This window comes from Myroides sp. A21, from assembly GCF_000807225.1.
Classification (GTDB): Bacteria; Bacteroidota; Bacteroidia; order Flavobacteriales; family Flavobacteriaceae; genus Flavobacterium; species Flavobacterium odoratimimum.
In genome coordinates, this window is record NZ_CP010327.1 from 2884430 (window position 1) to 2899557 (window position 15128).

Consider the following 15128-nt stretch of genomic DNA (forward strand, 5'->3'; position numbering starts at 1 on the left):
TCTTAAAATTTATCGAAAATTGATTTTACGTTGTTTATTCTTGTTTGTGGCTTTATTTCTTTTGGTTTGTCCCATTTTGCCATTATTTTTTCAATCGGCAAAAGTTGTATTTCATTTCCTTTAATTGCAAAACCATATTGAGGTTTTATGCTTTCAAACTTGTCATTGAATTGAGAAATAACAGTTGGCTGATTTTTAATAACGATGATATTTTCATCATTTAATCTTGCTTTAAACGTCCAATTATATGAACCTGTTATTACTGCAAAATCATCAACGATGCAAAATTTATTGTGCATTAGTTTGTCTTTAGCACCATCATTGATATTTCCGATATATCCGACATATCCGTTATTTTGCAACAATTCTTTAAAATCAACTCGTGAATTTTTGTTGAACTCGTGATTTGCTACAATGATATAAACCTGAACACCTCTGTTTTGAGCCTGAATAATGCTTTGGTATATTTCAACATCTGTAAACCACGCAACACAAATTTTCAGACTTTTATTTGAAGCAGAAATTTGATTGATGATTTGATTGTGTATGTCTTCAAAGTAAACTTCCGTCATTATTTAAAACTTATTCGTTATGTCATTTACATTAGGAAGTTTTACTTCTTTTTTACTTGGTGGATTGGGTTGTTTATCAAATTTGTCAAAAATACTGTCTTTGATAACTTCCATTCTGTCAATGAGTAAATTTTCTAACGGCTCTAATTGTTGAATATCACTTTTCGCTAACTGTTCTATCATTTTATTGGTCAAATCAACAATTGTTTGATTATTGGATTGCAATAAACTATTGATTAAAGCCGAATGATTTGCATTAGCAAAATCATCTTTTGAAAAAAGCAAGTCTTCGGTTTCATAATATTTCTCCCATAAACTTGGTTGATTTTCAAATACAAGCAAGGATAAATAAATTGTTAATTCCGAAAAGTAATCCAATTTAGGATTTACAAACCTGTTTGCAGACCGCGACGGATGTTGATAGCCGGGTAAACCTTTAATTGAATCAGTCATTCCTTCAAGCGGTTTGATGTACATTGAATCGTAATCAATAATTGTTAAACTGCAATCGGGATTAACCAAAATATTTCCGTGTTGCAAATCTCCGTGAGCGATATTTTGCTGATGAAAATAAGCAACCATTTCTTTAAAATTCTCTCGTACTTTTGAAATTGAAGAAGGATTTGAATGTATATTATCGTTGATAAAATCTTTCAAAGTTTTTCCTTCAACCCAATCCATTAAAACGATAGGATAGATTTTACCATTGATAAGAAGTGCTTCTTCCAAATATTTAAAATCACAGAAATAAGAATTGTTCAGATTTGCTAAATAAGTTGATATTTCCTGACTTCTTCTCTTGGCATCTCCAATGTCGGCAATCCAACAACGTACAGCTACTTTTTGGGAATTGCTTGTATGAAACGGAAAAACTGTTGTATAACCACCTGAATATTGAATAACACGAGAACCTTTTTGGATAATTGAGCCACCAACCAATTCGCTTGCTTTAAAGCTAACTTGCGGATTTCGCATTGCTGTAACAATATCAGTTCTTGAAGGATAAATATTTGCCATACGTTAGAATTTATCAAAAATTGATTTAGCTTTTGGATTGTCGGAAACTATATTCTGAATTGGTTCAGATGATTTTTCTTCTTTCTGATTTTGTTCTGAAAGATTATTATTTTCGACAAGCGAATTATCCTCTGCTGTGTTGCCTTTTACATTTTCATCAAGCGGTTTTTTCTCCTCTATTTTCTTCTCCGAGTTTTCAATTTCCTCATCTTTAATCTCCGTTGATTGCTCAACTTGTTTAATTTCCTCTTTTTCAGAATTTTCTTCTTCATTTACACTTAAAGAATCTTGAGAAGAAACTTCTTTTTTTTTATCTTCTTCAAGTTTCTCCGCTTCTTCTCTAACAAACTTTGACAAAAAAGTTACTTCGATATTAGAATAGGAAAATTCTTTTATGCCATCGTCAAAAAGTTCAAGTATCAAAACTGCAGAATCATCGTCATTTAATCGGTTTGCATTTCTTTCATTTGCAATTGTTTCAAGATATTGTTCTTGGGTTTTGATGTTGTCAAGTGTCTGTTTGGCTTGTTCTGTATTTAATAAAAACCATTCAGCAAGGGCATCGGTCATTAAATAAAAAGTTCCTTCCTTTATTTTTTCTCCTTTAATTGGCTTTTTTTCTCCTTTATGAGAACCTCCAATACTTGATAAATAATCAGGGAAGTTGTCAAATACAATAGGTTCGGGTTTAGTGGATAATTTAATTTCAATCTCTGTTGAACCCTTTGGAATAAAAAACAAAAAACTATCTCCTAATGCTTGTGCAATCCATTTTTGGTCAGATTCTAAAAATTGAAGTCCGACAAATGTTGCCAATGCAGGATCTTTTCTATTGTATTGAGATTTTGTAAACCATTTGGTTTCTGGTTGATTTACAATTTCATCAATTTTGGATTGCCATTCTTTTTGACTTTCAACAATAAATTCATTGTTATCTTTCCAATCTTTTTGATTGACATATTTATTTACCAATATATCCGACCAAATTTTTGGGAAGAAAGACTTTGAAACCCCATCAGAAATAGAGAATTTATTATGCTCAATGTTTACAGCATAATTATCCGCACAATCTGAATATAATTCTGATTTCTTACTCGTTATAAATCCTTTTATATTGATTTTCATTTCTTAAATAATTCTGTCTGTTCCTCCAGATGAACCAAAATTGATAAACTTAATAAGAGTTTCGGGACCAGCATTTGAAACAAAACCTCTTGAATCTACGTTTGTTACAAATTCGTGTTTTCTTGCAGCTTCACGATATGTTTCAGGTACTTTACTTGAGATTTTGAAAAGTATTTTTCCTTCTTCGTCTGAAACTTCAGTTTCAGTTGAGGAAAACTTTGTTTCGTTGAATGGTGGTTGTCCTAAATGAACATTGAAAATTAGAGGATTTCCATCTCCAGTATTGATATTCATAATACTGTTTGCGGTTGATATTGTTTTTTCAATATCGTCTATTGGATTACTTCCTGTATATGGCATTCCGTCCGAAACATTTATAATTACAGGTGCAGGATTGTCAGGTTTTTTAGTTATCCAGCCTTCAATTAGTTGCTTTGCAAAATCAAGAGCTTCTGCCATTGGTGTCAATCCGTTTCGAGGGCAAGTAGGTTCTACATACATCGCCATTTCTTCCTCAATTTCCACTAAACCTCCAGCTCCGTCCGATACTTTCTTTTTTATTTTCTCAATTCTTAAAGGACTATCAGCAAAGGCACTTAAATAGTCGGAACGAATATCATCCACTGAATTTCCACCTTTTCCACCATAGCCAATAAGAGATAAAAACACTCTGTCTTTAATTTTGTCACCTGCACTATTTGTAAAAATTAAATCGTTAATTGTTCTGTTGATTACGAGAGAGGTAAACTCGGCTTTGTTTTTTCCTCCTGTATAATCTTCTCCCATAGAACCTGATTGGTCAATTAAGAAAATGATGTAACCAGGATTTGCTGAACTCCATTGTTTTGAATTGTTACTCATAATTTATTCTGTTTTATAGTTAAATTTCAAATTTATCAAAATATATTTTCTAATGATTACGGAAACCCATAATCAGGTAAAAAAATAACGTGAGCTAATTCCCCTTGCTCGTATCTGCGGTGGTCGAATACCGATAGCACAAAGCAAAAAGGAACGCCCACGCTTTACCGTAGGTGTTTCCACTCTTATTTTCCTGTGCTATTTGAAATTTTCGACCTTTCAGATACAGGAATTTATAAAGCGAAACGCTGTATTTATATATCTATTTTTCTTTTATCTAATTCATTAAAACTTTTTTTGTTCTTCTGCAAATATATGAAAAATACGTTACGGATTTTATCTGTAAGGTACTTCAAAGGTTATTCCTACAATCTCTTCCCTTTCTGCTTTTTCTTCTTCATCCGATTAGCAAACTGTTCTTCCTCATAATCCTCGCCCTGTGCTTGGGGCAACAGGCTGAACAATCCCAAATCGGAGCTGTGCGAATGTTCATGCGAGATAAACTCGAAAAGGTCTTTTGTCGGTTGGTGGTCTAATGTTTCCGTATTGGAAACAGGGCTTTCCTGTGTTTTCAGTTCGGGTTTGTTTCCATTGTTCCACCAATCATTGAATACGTTTGCCGAGAGATTTCTGTCCAATTGCGAACCGCTCCAAACGCTACGGCTTTCGTGGTCGATAAACGTGATACCGTAAATCCGCCCGCTGTTGTTCCTGCGGACAACCGTATTAATGCCTTGCTCGACAAGTTGCTTTCTAAAATCTGTTTCGTTGCTTGTGGTATGTATGGCAAGTTCAACCGTGTTTTTCAGAATAGACCATGCAGGATTGGTTTTCATTTTTTCTTTGGATTGTTCAAAATGTTTTTGAAGCTGTGTTACTCCTGCATCTTTTCCGAAAAGTGACGCTTTGAACGGATTACTTACCTTGTTTCCGTTCTTGTCTAATGCCACATATACCAATCCGTTTACAGGTTGTCCGTTCCGCTCTCCTTTGACTTCTTCTGCTGTGATGTTGAATAGAGAAAGCAAAGCATTGTAACTACCCATAGTAGAATAGCTATAATACTTTGGTAGATGCCGTACTACCGAAGCAATCTGACTTTTGATGTCTCCATTTTTATGATTTACAGGCTTAAAAACTTTGTTGACTTGTTTCTGCTCCTGCTCGATGGCTTTGTTCAGGTTATATTTAGTTTCTAAATCCCAACAAATAGCCATTGAGCAAGGATGGTCGTAATCATCGGGGATTTTCTTGCCGTCAATTCCCACGCAGGTCGAAACAATATGGATATGCGTGCGGTCAATGTCTGTATGTTTGAAAACGATATAGGGCTGATTGCCGTAGCCCATACGCTCCATATATTCCTGAGCCATATCCGCAAACTGTTCATCGCTGACCTTATCCGCAGGATCTGGGTTCAGCGATATATGCCGAACAGTCTTTTCTGTTTTGATATTGGCAGACAGATACGGTTCAAAACATTTATTGAAATATTGTGTAGAATACCTACCGTCTATTGTGTCGGGTATTTTATTGGTCGCAGACTGTAGTTAAAACAAAGGGGCTGTCTCATTGCAAAAAGAGACAGCCCTCTTTGTTCTGATATTTTAGATATTGTTTTAGGGGATTTTTTTTGAAATATTGCAACCTTAGAGGATTGAAAAAAACATTTCGGAAAAAAAAGGGTAAAAAGAGTCTTTTTAGGCAGCTCTCTTTCTGATATTTTGTGCAATTGCCAATAATCCCCATTCTATTGCGACTTTTTCCTTACCACGAAGCATAAATCGGCGGAACCCATGGTTCTGTTTAATATTTCCGAAAACTGTTTCTACATCGTGACACCTTTGTTTACGCTTGTCAATACCTTCTTTTGTAGTGAGTAATTTACTTGCTTGTTTTCGGTGTCGTTGTAATTCAAAGTTTATCTCTATAGTCCGATTGCCTTTTGCTTTATGACACACACCATTTAAAGGACAACCTTGACAATTTTTAGCTTGATATTGCCTTAATGTTTGGATAAAGCCTGTAGTTGTAGTTTTTGTTGTATCTCCAATATAGTGCATTTCTTGTCCCATAGGACATACAAAATAATCACCTTTGTGTTGGTAAAACAATTTATCTGTTGTAAAAGGCTTTGTACTTTGCTTAGCATTCTTTCTTGGTTTTTTTTCTACTTGTTCCTGCTCTTGATCAAAAGTGTTATACTTCACAAAAGCTTTAATTTCTTCCCCCTCTAAATAGGTGTAATTTTCTTGACTACCATACCCTGCATCTGCTATAACAGACTTTGGATATACTCCATAATTCTCTTTGAATTTTTCTAAGTGAGGTATTAATGTAGTTGTATCAGTTGGGTTTGAATGTATACTATAGGCTAGGATATATTGATTGTTGGTTGATATTTGAACATTGTAGCCTGCTTTTAGAAAACCACTATTCATATGATCTTCCTTCATACGCATAAAAGTAGCATCCTTATCTGTTTTAGAATAAGAATTACGATCTTCTAATATAGCTTCATGCTCTTGGTACTCTTGAATTTTTGTAGGATACTCTTTAGTAATATACTTCAGTTTATTCTTTACTTTCTGATCAACATCTGGATTGTCTTTTAGCGCTGCATTTAATGTATCAATGGCTTGAGTGATAGCTTCTGTATCTATTTTCTTAAAATCTGGAGGAGGTGGAAGTTCACTTTCTTGTCTAGCAATAGAGTCTGCATAACCCCATATCTCTAAGATTTGTTGAACCATCTTTTCTTTATAATTGGAAATAGCTTTCTTCCATACAAAGCTGAATTTATTAGCATTGGCTTCTATTTTAGTTCCATCGATATAAGCCTCTTCAATACTGATAAAACCTTCGGCTATAAATAATTCAACAATCTGAGTAAAGATCTGCTCTATATAACCCTTAAGTTTTGAAGAGCGAAAACGATTAATTGTATTGTGGTCTGGGTAAGACATACCACTCAGCCACATATAATGAACATTCTCTAAGCAAGCCTACTCAAGCTTGCGACTACTGTATACATTGTTTAGGTAACCATAGATTAAAACTTTTAGCAACATCTTAGGATGATAACTGATACCACCACATTTAGAGTAGCTATCATATAAGCTTTCTAAGTCTAACTTATCTATTACTGTATTAATAATACGTACAGGATGTAATTTAGGAATAAAATCATCTAAGGAATGAGGAATCAAGCTCATTTGATTCTGAGCGTAGTATTTAAATCTAGGGGATTGTTTTGCCATAAACACATTGATTTAAGATTTAAAAGTGCTGATAATCAACGAAATAAACAAATTTTAAAAGTATAGATATACCAAATATTGAATAAAAAAGAGGCTGTCTTTATGAGACAGTCCCATTTAGCTTTCAGCTTCTAAAAATGTTTACCTTTGATATATGGAATATCAACGAACCGGAGGACATAGTGTATCACGTTTAACCGCCCATATAGTATGAGTGACTAAATATCGTTATCCAGTATTGGAAGGAGATATTCAGATACGTTGTCGTAGTCTGATCATTCAGATTTGTGAAGCAGAAGATATTCAAATTTTAAAAGGTGTAGTATCAAAGGATCATGTTCATCTTCATATAGAATATCGACCATCTCAAAACATAAGCAATATTGTCAAACTCTTCAAGGGTAGTACCTCAAGGAAACTCCAAATAGAATTTCCTGAGTTGAAGCACAGATATTGGGGACGTCACTTTTGGGCAATAGGCTTTGGTTGTTGGAGTACAGGAAATATTACTGATGAAATGCTAAATCAATATCTTGAACACCATCGTAAACCAAATGATAACGGAGGTAACTTTATACTTGAGTAAGTAGCTCCATCCAGGCAGACTTTAGTCTGCTTTAACAAACTATGGACTTTCAGTCCATAGTGGTTTATTTACAATCGTTTTTCCTGTTATTAATCTTTGATGTATTTTTACTGAAAATTTATTTTATATTTTTAAGACATTCAGTGTGTTATGGCTTTGTTGATATTTGTTTTACTACATATTTATATCCTTCATCGCAGGCATATTGATTTCTTTTACACAAGATGCATTAGATGTTGAGATGATAAAGCGGATGGCCTGTAATACATCTTGTAATGGAATAAGTTCCCCATTAGATTTCTCGATAATAGACTCTACAGTTTCTTCACATCCATATTCTGTAGCTAGATATCCTAAGTTAAGAATAGATACTCCTATATTATCTTCTCTTAGGTTTTCTCTTAAAGAGTGAATAACTCCTCTTAATGCAAACTTGGTCGCTGAGAAGGCAACTTCTTTTCCATTGTGATTATCTAATCCCCAAGTAGATCCTATTAAGATAATCTTAGCATTCTCTGATAACTTTAGGTTTTCTATAAAGGCTTGAATCATTAGAATACAAGAAGAGATGTTGGTGTTAATCATATTGATGATTTCTTCTTGCGTATTATCATGGAAGCTATAAGTATCTGAGAAAGCATTGTGTTCCCATATCCCTACATTATAGATTAAATAATCTATTTTTTGGTTACCTATTGCTTGTTTTAAGTCATTAGTAGCTTGACTTGGATGAGATAAATCTCCTGCTATCCAATGCTTGTTCTGATCGTGTTTATCTAAATAATCAGGTTTAGTACGAGAGATACCGTAGACGATATCTTGTTCATTAGGAATATATTGCGTGATGGCTTTTCCTAAGCCTTTGCTTACTCCAAATATTAAGTATGTTTTTGCATTCATGATGTATTGCATTTATGTGGTGTAAAAGATGAAGATTATTTTTACTGTTCATCTTGTTTTTAAGAATCAGCAATTTACAAAAAGAAGAGGTATAGTAAACTTGTTGGGAAGCTTTTTAAGAGTTTTGACATTAAGTAGCAGTACGGTATTGTTTTTTAATGATGCAATTATCTGTTTATTAGTTTATTACGAGTAGTGTTAAAATGTGGTTTTTATAGTTGGGATATCAGAAGAACATATACTTTTGCACCACCTTAAAAATACGAAATAACGATGAAAAGAAAATCACTAATTGCAGTGATAGTTTTGACAATTGGACTAGCTATGAACAGTTGTAAAAACAAAGAAGTAGAAGAAGTATCTACTGAGGGTGATCGGAATATTGGTTACGCTAACCTAAAACCTGAAGAAATAGTCATCAGCAACTTAGGAACAGATGACGATGGTTTTGAACACTATAGTATAGTGTCTGGAACCGAAAATATTAAGGATTATCCAAAACATTTTTCATTTGACAATACGCTTCTTACACCTGGGGCATTTCATGCAGATGAAGTTCCTGAAAGAATAGAGTCAAAAGAATGGTTAGGATTAATATCTGATAGTACTAATACGTATAAGTTAGTGGCTATGGCGCCTCTGGTATCTAAGATTCTTGCAGATACTAGTGAAGAGGAAGACGAAGTGAGTGGAGTAGCTATTTCTAATAGTGGAAAACAAGCTTGTCTAATGTTTATAGAGAAGAAAAATAGTAGTCTGAAAGAGGCTGTTGTAGAGACGGCAAATATTCCTTCATATATCTATCCTGGCGAGAAAGTACAAATTTCATTTAAAGGTAGGGAGTATACTTTATATGCTACGGGTACAAGAAAACTTAATGGAGTAAGCGAAGAAGACTTCTTAAACTCTGTAGAGCAAGGCTATGATATGCCTAAGTATTATGTGAAGAATTATACTCTACGTATGGAGATAGAAGATGGAGAACAAGTCAGCGAAATGATGCTATTATCTCAGAAGTACTTTGAAGAAGGGCAGGTGCCTAAAGTGATTTTTAGTGGAGATCTTAATGGTGATAATATAATAGATATATTGATCAATACTTCTACGGAGTACAATATTTCTAGACCGACATTGTATCTGTCAGATACAACCAATAATAATGTTTCTATACAGCCCGTAGCGGCGCACGAAAGTATAGGATGTTAATTACGATTTACTTTCAGAGTAAATAATGTACTTTTTTTTAAGCCTCTTAGTGATCATACTAAGGGGCTTTTTTATTTAGGAACCTCAATTGGACTAAAGAGGTTTTATCCATTAGTGTATCATGGTATTAATATAGAATGACACTCATATTTAGGAATAGAACAAGAACACTTGGCTTGCACTTCTTAGGGGATTGCTAGGAGATTTCTAGGGGTTTTCTAGCCTAGAAGGTAGTTTTGTCGAAGAAAGGTGCAAGAAAGGTGCAAGAAAACCTCAAGCAATCTCCTAGTAGGTCAAAATAAAACTACCTTTAACTTGTAAATAAAGACTGATATAAAATCATGGTTGTCCGATAAAAAAATTAAAAAAGAAGTTAGCTTGCATGTTTATCAGGAAAATCATAGGATACCAATTAGATTATATTTCTCTTCCTGATTACATGGCAAAACTACAATCGAAAAAACAAGTTTTTAGAATAGCTTCCACTTTCTTCCATTCTCTTCCAAAAACTTCTCTTTATTTCCCAAAAGTTCCACTTTATTCCTATTTTGGTATTGTAATTGGTTGATTTACAGTAATAAGAAATGTTGTCGCTATGCGTTTCTTCGGAACCTCTTCGGAATAATTCAGTGTTTCTTCGGAAGGAAGACTAGTTTTCCGAAGAACTCCAAAAGACTCTCTAATCAACGCCCGAAGAAAACCTTGTTTAATGTTAGTGCTAATCAGTTTCTTTTGTACAGGTAGTTTTGCAATATACGCAAGAGTTTTGATAGTCCTTATGGGCTTTAACTACATTAAGCTATTGCATTTCTTAGAAAACCCTAAACAAGATTAAAAGATAAAATAAGTCTCTTTGTTTTGACAGCCTTTTTAAGCTTAGTATGAAATAAAAAAGTATAAAACTTATTATATAAAATAGATTTCACGCACTTATCTTTAAGTATGAAGATAAAATGCGTTGTTGACCAGTTATTTATAGTGTTGTTTTGTTTTTACGTTTTATGTAATTGTAAAAAACTAATAGTAATCGAACTCAGGTTAGGAAGGGAAAGATAGACGAGTGTATAATCTCTACTTTACGATAACTTAATTATTTCGTAATATTTATGATAGCCTATACCAACATTATTATAAGTAGTTTCGACTAAAATTTAATTATGAATACACATCGCGATTTAGAGGTTTGGAAGTACAGTGTAGAGTTTGTTTCTACTGTTTATGATATTACAAAAGACTTCCCAAAAGAGGAAATATATGGACTGAGCAGTCAGCTAAGACAGAGTGCTGTAGCTATTCCTTCTAATATAGCTGAGGGGAGTGCTAGAAAAGGGAATAAGGAGTATAAACAGTTTCTATACATAGCTCTAGGAAATTTAGCAGAGTTAGAAACTCAATTAGTGATAGCACATGATCTGAATTATTTAGAGAATATAGCTCAATACGATTCTACTATTACAGAGATTAGAAGTATGCTGTACACTTTAATTAAATCGTTGAAAAAGAAAAAGGAATAAGACGTTAACTTACCATGTACAGACTATGGCTAAAAAGACTATTAGCCTATTAAAAAAAGCGTGATACGCACGGGGCGTTTCACGCTTCTTTATTTCAATTATCTATACTGAGTTTTATTCAAATTCAGCAATAGTATTATCTAACCAAAGCTCATACCAGTCTAAAAAAGACAGACTAGCTTCGTTCTCTAGCTCAATACTTGGGTATAATCCGCCGTCATTAACTCTATCATCAGTCCACATAATTCCTTTTTGTTCTCCCGTAATTACTAAGAATAATGTGATACCACATCCATAGTCACATAAGTTAAGTCTTCCATAATCGTGCTCTTCGCCACCGATTATTTCTAATCTCTCTTCGTATAGTTCTTCTTCTAATTCTTCGTTTCCTTCTTCAGCAGCTTTTTCTATCTTATTATCTATTTCACCCAGTGCCTCAATAGGATTCCAAGGTTGCGTATGAGGGAAAGCTTTTTGTAAAAGAGAAGAAGTGTCTTCTCCTGTGATCATCATTAATTCTTCATTTACACTAGCTTCCATTAGTGTTTGTAATCCATAAAACGGCCCTACACCACCATTTCCTACTTGTGTAATAAAAGCTACGTAGTCTTTTGGTAAACTGATTTGATGCTCTTTTTCAAATTGTGTTACTTCGTTGTCGCTTAATACAGGGTTTAATATATATTCATGTGTATCAGCACCGAATACTTCCAAGTCTTGGTCTAATTTGTCAAGTTGACTTATTTTTTCTTTGATGCGTTTGATTTGTTCTGTGTACATAGTCATAGTATTGAAGGCTCAAATGTACTTAATAATTAGAAAAGAGTATAGGTTTACTCAAAAAGAAAGGGGCTGTCTCATTGCAAAAAGAGACAGCCCTCTTTGTTCTGATATTTTAGATATTGTTTTAGGGGATTTTTTTTGAAATATTGCAACCTTAGAGGATTGAAAAAAACATTTCGGAAAAAAAAGGGTAAAAAGAGTCTTTTTAGGCAGCTCTCTTTCTGATATTTTGTGCAATTGCCAATAATCCCCATTCTATTGCGACTTTTTCCTTACCACGAAGCATAAATCGGCGGAACCCATGGTTCTGTTTAATATTTCCGAAAACTGTTTCTACATCGTGACACCTTTGTTTACGCTTGTCAATACCTTCTTTTGTAGTGAGTAATTTACTTGCTTGTTTTCGGTGTCGTTGTAATTCAAAGTTTATCTCTATAGTCCGATTGCCTTTTGCTTTATGACACACACCATTTAAAGGACAACCTTGACAATTTTTAGCTTGATACTGCCTTAATGTTTGGATAAAGCCTGTAGTTGTAGTTTTTGTTGTATCTCCAATATAGTGCATTTTTTGTCCCATAGGACATACAAAATAATCACCTTTGTGTTGGTAAAACAATTTATCTGTTGTAAAAGGCTTTGTACTTTGCTTAGCATTCTTTCTTGGTTTTTTTTCTACTTGTTCCTGCTCTTGATCAAAAGTGTTATACTTCACAAAAGCTTTAATTTCTTCCCCCTCTAAATAGGTGTAATTTTCTTGACTACCATACCCTGCATCTGCTATAACAGACTTTGGATATACTCCATAATTCTCTTTGAATTTTTCTAAGTGAGGTATTAATGTAGTTGTATCAGTTGGGTTTGAATGTATACTATAGGCTAGGATATATTGATTGTTGGTTGATATTTGAACATTGTAGCCTGCTTTTAGAAAACCACTATTCATATGATCTTCCTTCATACGCATAAAAGTAGCATCCTTATCTGTTTTAGAATAAGAATTACGATCTTCTAATATAGCTTCATGCTCTTGGTACTCTTGAATTTTTGTAGGATACTCTTTAGTAATATACTTCAGTTTATTCTTTACTTTCTGATCAACATCTGGATTGTCTTTTAGCGCTGCATTTAATGTATCAATGGCTTGAGAGATAGCTTCTGTATCTATTTTCTTAAAATCTGGAGGAGGTGGAAGTTCACTTTCTTGTCTAGCAATAGAGTCTGCATACCCCCATATCTCTAGGATTTGTTGAACCATCTTTTCTTTATAATTTGAAATAGCTTTCTTCCAAACAAAGGTGAATTTATTAGCATTGGCTTCGATTTTAGTTCCATCAATATAAGCCTCTTCAATACTGATAAAACCTTCGGCTATAAATAATTCAACAATCTGAGTAAAGATCTGCTCTATATAACCCTTAAGTTTTGAAGAGCGAAAACGATTAATTGTATTGTGGTCTGGGTAAGACATACCACTCAGCCACATATAATGAACATTCTCTAAGCAAGCCTGCTCAAGCTTGCGACTACTGTATACATTGTTTAGGTAACCATAGATTAAAACTTTTAGCAACATCTTAGGATGATAACTGATACCACCACATTTAGAGTAGCTATCATATAAGCTTTCTAAGTCTAACTTATCTATTACTGTATTAATAATACGTACAGGATGTAATTTAGGAATAAAATCATCTAAGGAATGAGGAATCAAGCTCATTTGATTCTGAGCGTAGTATTTAAATCTAGGGGATTGTTTTGCCATAAACACATTGATTTAAGATTTAAAAATACTGATAATCAACGAAATAAACAAATTTTAAAAGTATAGATATACCAAATATTGAATAAAAAAGAGGCTGTCTTTATGAGACAGCCCCTTTTGTATGTCATTTATACTTGATCAGTATAGTGTTTTAAAACTTGATTGTAGCAGGAAGTAAAGTACTTCTTACTTCTCCAAAACCAATTCTTACTTCATCATTTTTACAGTATCCTTTCATGGTTACAGTATCATAGTCGTGTAAGAATGTTCTAGTACTACCATCAGGCATGGTGATAGGTTTACTACCAGCCCAAGTTAACTCTAACATAGAACCATAACTGTCAGGTGTAGGACCAGATATAGTACCAGAGCCCATTAAGTCTCCTGAGTTTACTTTACATCCATTTACAGTGTGATGAGCTAATTGCTGACTCATTGTCCAGTACATATATTTAAAGTTAGATTCAGCTACTAGTTTATCTTCACTATTCTCTGGTTGTATGTAAACTTCTAGCTTGATGTCAAAAGCTTTATCTCCAGTTTGTTGTAGATAAGGAAGAGGAGTAGGGTCTTGTTTTGGGCTTGCTACTCTAAAAGGCTCAAGAGCATCTAAAGTGATGATCCAAGGAGAAATAGAAGAAGCAAAGTTCTTAGCCAAGAATGGCCCTAGTGGTACATATTCCCAAGTCTGAACGTCTCGTGCACTCCAGTCATTTAGAAGCACCATACCGAAGATGTACTCTTCAGCATCATCTACAGGTACACTATCTCCTATTAGGTTAGCATCTGTAGTAATAAAAGCAGTTTCTAGCTCAAAGTCTACACGTTGTGACGCTCCGAAGATAGGCGTGGTAGCTCCTTTTGGAAGAGTCTGTCCTACAGGACGTTTTACATTTACTCCTGAAGGAACAATAGTAGAACTTCTACCATGGTACCCTATCGGGATATGAAGCCAGTTAGGGAATAAAGCATTATCAGGATCTCTAAACATGGTTCCAACATTGGTAGCGTGCTCTTTACTTGAGTAGAAGTCAGTATAGTCTCCTATATACACAGGTAATTGCATTTCTACATCTTCTATTTTGAAGATGACAACATCTCTATGTTTAGTATTGTTTTTTAATTCATCGTTGTTTTGGTCAAATATCTCAGCGATTCTATTTCTTACCGCTCGCCATGTTTTTTTGCCGTTAGAGATAAAGTCATTAAGTGTGTCTTGTAAAAAAACATCATCTGTCAGCTCTATACCTTTAAAATATCCAAGCATTTGTAAGGCACTCAAATCAATGGCATAATCTCCGATACGAGTTCCTATAGTTATAATATCATCTTTGGTGATAAAAACACCGAAAGGAATATTCTGAATTGGAAAGTCAGAATCACTCTCTACTGGTAACCATGTTTTCCTCATCGGATCATTTGCACTAATCATCATAATTGTTTTTTTGTTTAAGTTAATAGTATATTCAAATATATAATTAAGACTGAATATAACAAACGTTTTTTGTACATTTGGAAGCAAATTAACGAAACACACAA

12 protein-coding genes and 1 pseudogene are annotated in these 15128 nt (G+C 33.9%); 3 read left to right on the forward strand and 10 right to left on the reverse strand.

The window, feature by feature from the left end; all coding sequences use genetic code 11:
- Window positions 1–2: 2 nt before the first annotated feature.
- The 6 genes and pseudogenes from MYRA21_RS12940 to MYRA21_RS12965 all read right to left on the reverse strand — a co-directional run bounded on the left by MYRA21_RS12940 (window position 3) and on the right by MYRA21_RS12965 (window position 6835).
- Window positions 3–572, reverse strand: coding sequence for a phospholipase D-like domain-containing protein (locus MYRA21_RS12940; protein WP_039329300.1), 570 nt, complete (start codon window positions 570–572; stop codon window positions 3–5).
- Window positions 573–575: 3 nt separating this feature from the next.
- Entirely contained in the window at window positions 576–1589 is a 1014-nt protein-coding gene (locus MYRA21_RS12945) for a protein kinase family protein (RefSeq protein WP_052237541.1), read from the reverse strand.
- A 3-nt stretch (window positions 1590–1592) separates the two neighbouring features.
- Window positions 1593–2714 (reverse strand): hypothetical protein, encoded by a 1122-nt coding sequence (locus MYRA21_RS12950; protein WP_039329301.1) that lies wholly within the window; start codon window positions 2712–2714, stop codon window positions 1593–1595.
- A 3-nt stretch (window positions 2715–2717) separates the two neighbouring features.
- Complete coding sequence (locus tag MYRA21_RS12955) at window positions 2718–3575, reverse strand: VWA domain-containing protein (protein WP_039329302.1); 858 nt, start codon at window positions 3573–3575, stop codon at window positions 2718–2720.
- Between the two features lie 365 nt (window positions 3576–3940).
- Window positions 3941–5104 (reverse strand): conjugal transfer protein MobB, encoded by a 1164-nt coding sequence (mobB, locus tag MYRA21_RS12960; RefSeq protein WP_082013833.1) that lies wholly within the window; start codon window positions 5102–5104, stop codon window positions 3941–3943.
- A 171-nt stretch (window positions 5105–5275) separates the two neighbouring features.
- A pseudogene (locus MYRA21_RS12965) lies at window positions 5276–6835 on the reverse strand (IS1182 family transposase).
- 214 nt (window positions 6836–7049) lie between these two features.
- Here MYRA21_RS12965 and tnpA point away from each other — a divergent pair.
- A complete protein-coding gene (gene tnpA / locus MYRA21_RS12970; protein ID WP_235279918.1) occupies window positions 7050–7421 on the forward strand; it encodes an IS200/IS605 family transposase in 372 nt (123 codons plus the stop codon).
- 174 nt (window positions 7422–7595) lie between these two features.
- On the opposite strand, the gene MYRA21_RS12975 is transcribed toward tnpA, so the two are convergent.
- A complete protein-coding gene (locus MYRA21_RS12975) occupies window positions 7596–8321 on the reverse strand; it encodes an SDR family oxidoreductase (protein WP_039329303.1) in 726 nt (241 codons plus the stop codon).
- A gap of 273 nt (window positions 8322–8594) precedes the next feature.
- On the opposite strand from MYRA21_RS12975, the gene MYRA21_RS12980 reads away from it, so the two are divergent.
- Both MYRA21_RS12980 and MYRA21_RS12985 read left to right on the forward strand, forming a co-directional pair.
- On the forward strand, window positions 8595–9527 hold the full coding sequence (locus MYRA21_RS12980; RefSeq protein WP_039329304.1) for a hypothetical protein: 933 nt from the start codon (window positions 8595–8597) through the stop codon (window positions 9525–9527).
- A gap of 1157 nt (window positions 9528–10684) precedes the next feature.
- On the forward strand, window positions 10685–11041 hold the full coding sequence (locus MYRA21_RS12985) for a four helix bundle protein (RefSeq protein WP_006259132.1): 357 nt from the start codon (window positions 10685–10687) through the stop codon (window positions 11039–11041).
- A 114-nt stretch (window positions 11042–11155) separates the two neighbouring features.
- Here MYRA21_RS12985 and MYRA21_RS12990 read toward each other — a convergent pair whose 3' ends face one another.
- The 3 genes from MYRA21_RS12990 to fahA all read right to left on the reverse strand — a co-directional run bounded on the left by MYRA21_RS12990 (window position 11156) and on the right by fahA (window position 15024).
- Window positions 11156–11821: an SMI1/KNR4 family protein gene (locus MYRA21_RS12990; protein ID WP_235279921.1), complete on the reverse strand. Its 666-nt coding sequence runs from the start codon at window positions 11819–11821 to the stop codon at window positions 11156–11158.
- 208 nt (window positions 11822–12029) lie between these two features.
- Window positions 12030–13589, reverse strand: coding sequence for an IS1182 family transposase (locus MYRA21_RS12995; RefSeq protein WP_006261699.1), 1560 nt, complete (start codon window positions 13587–13589; stop codon window positions 12030–12032).
- A 151-nt stretch (window positions 13590–13740) separates the two neighbouring features.
- Window positions 13741–15024 carry a fumarylacetoacetase gene (fahA, locus tag MYRA21_RS13000; protein ID WP_039329307.1) on the reverse strand — a complete coding sequence of 428 codons (1284 nt, stop codon included), beginning with the start codon at window positions 15022–15024 and terminating at the stop codon, window positions 13741–13743.
- Window positions 15025–15128 lie beyond the last annotated feature (104 nt).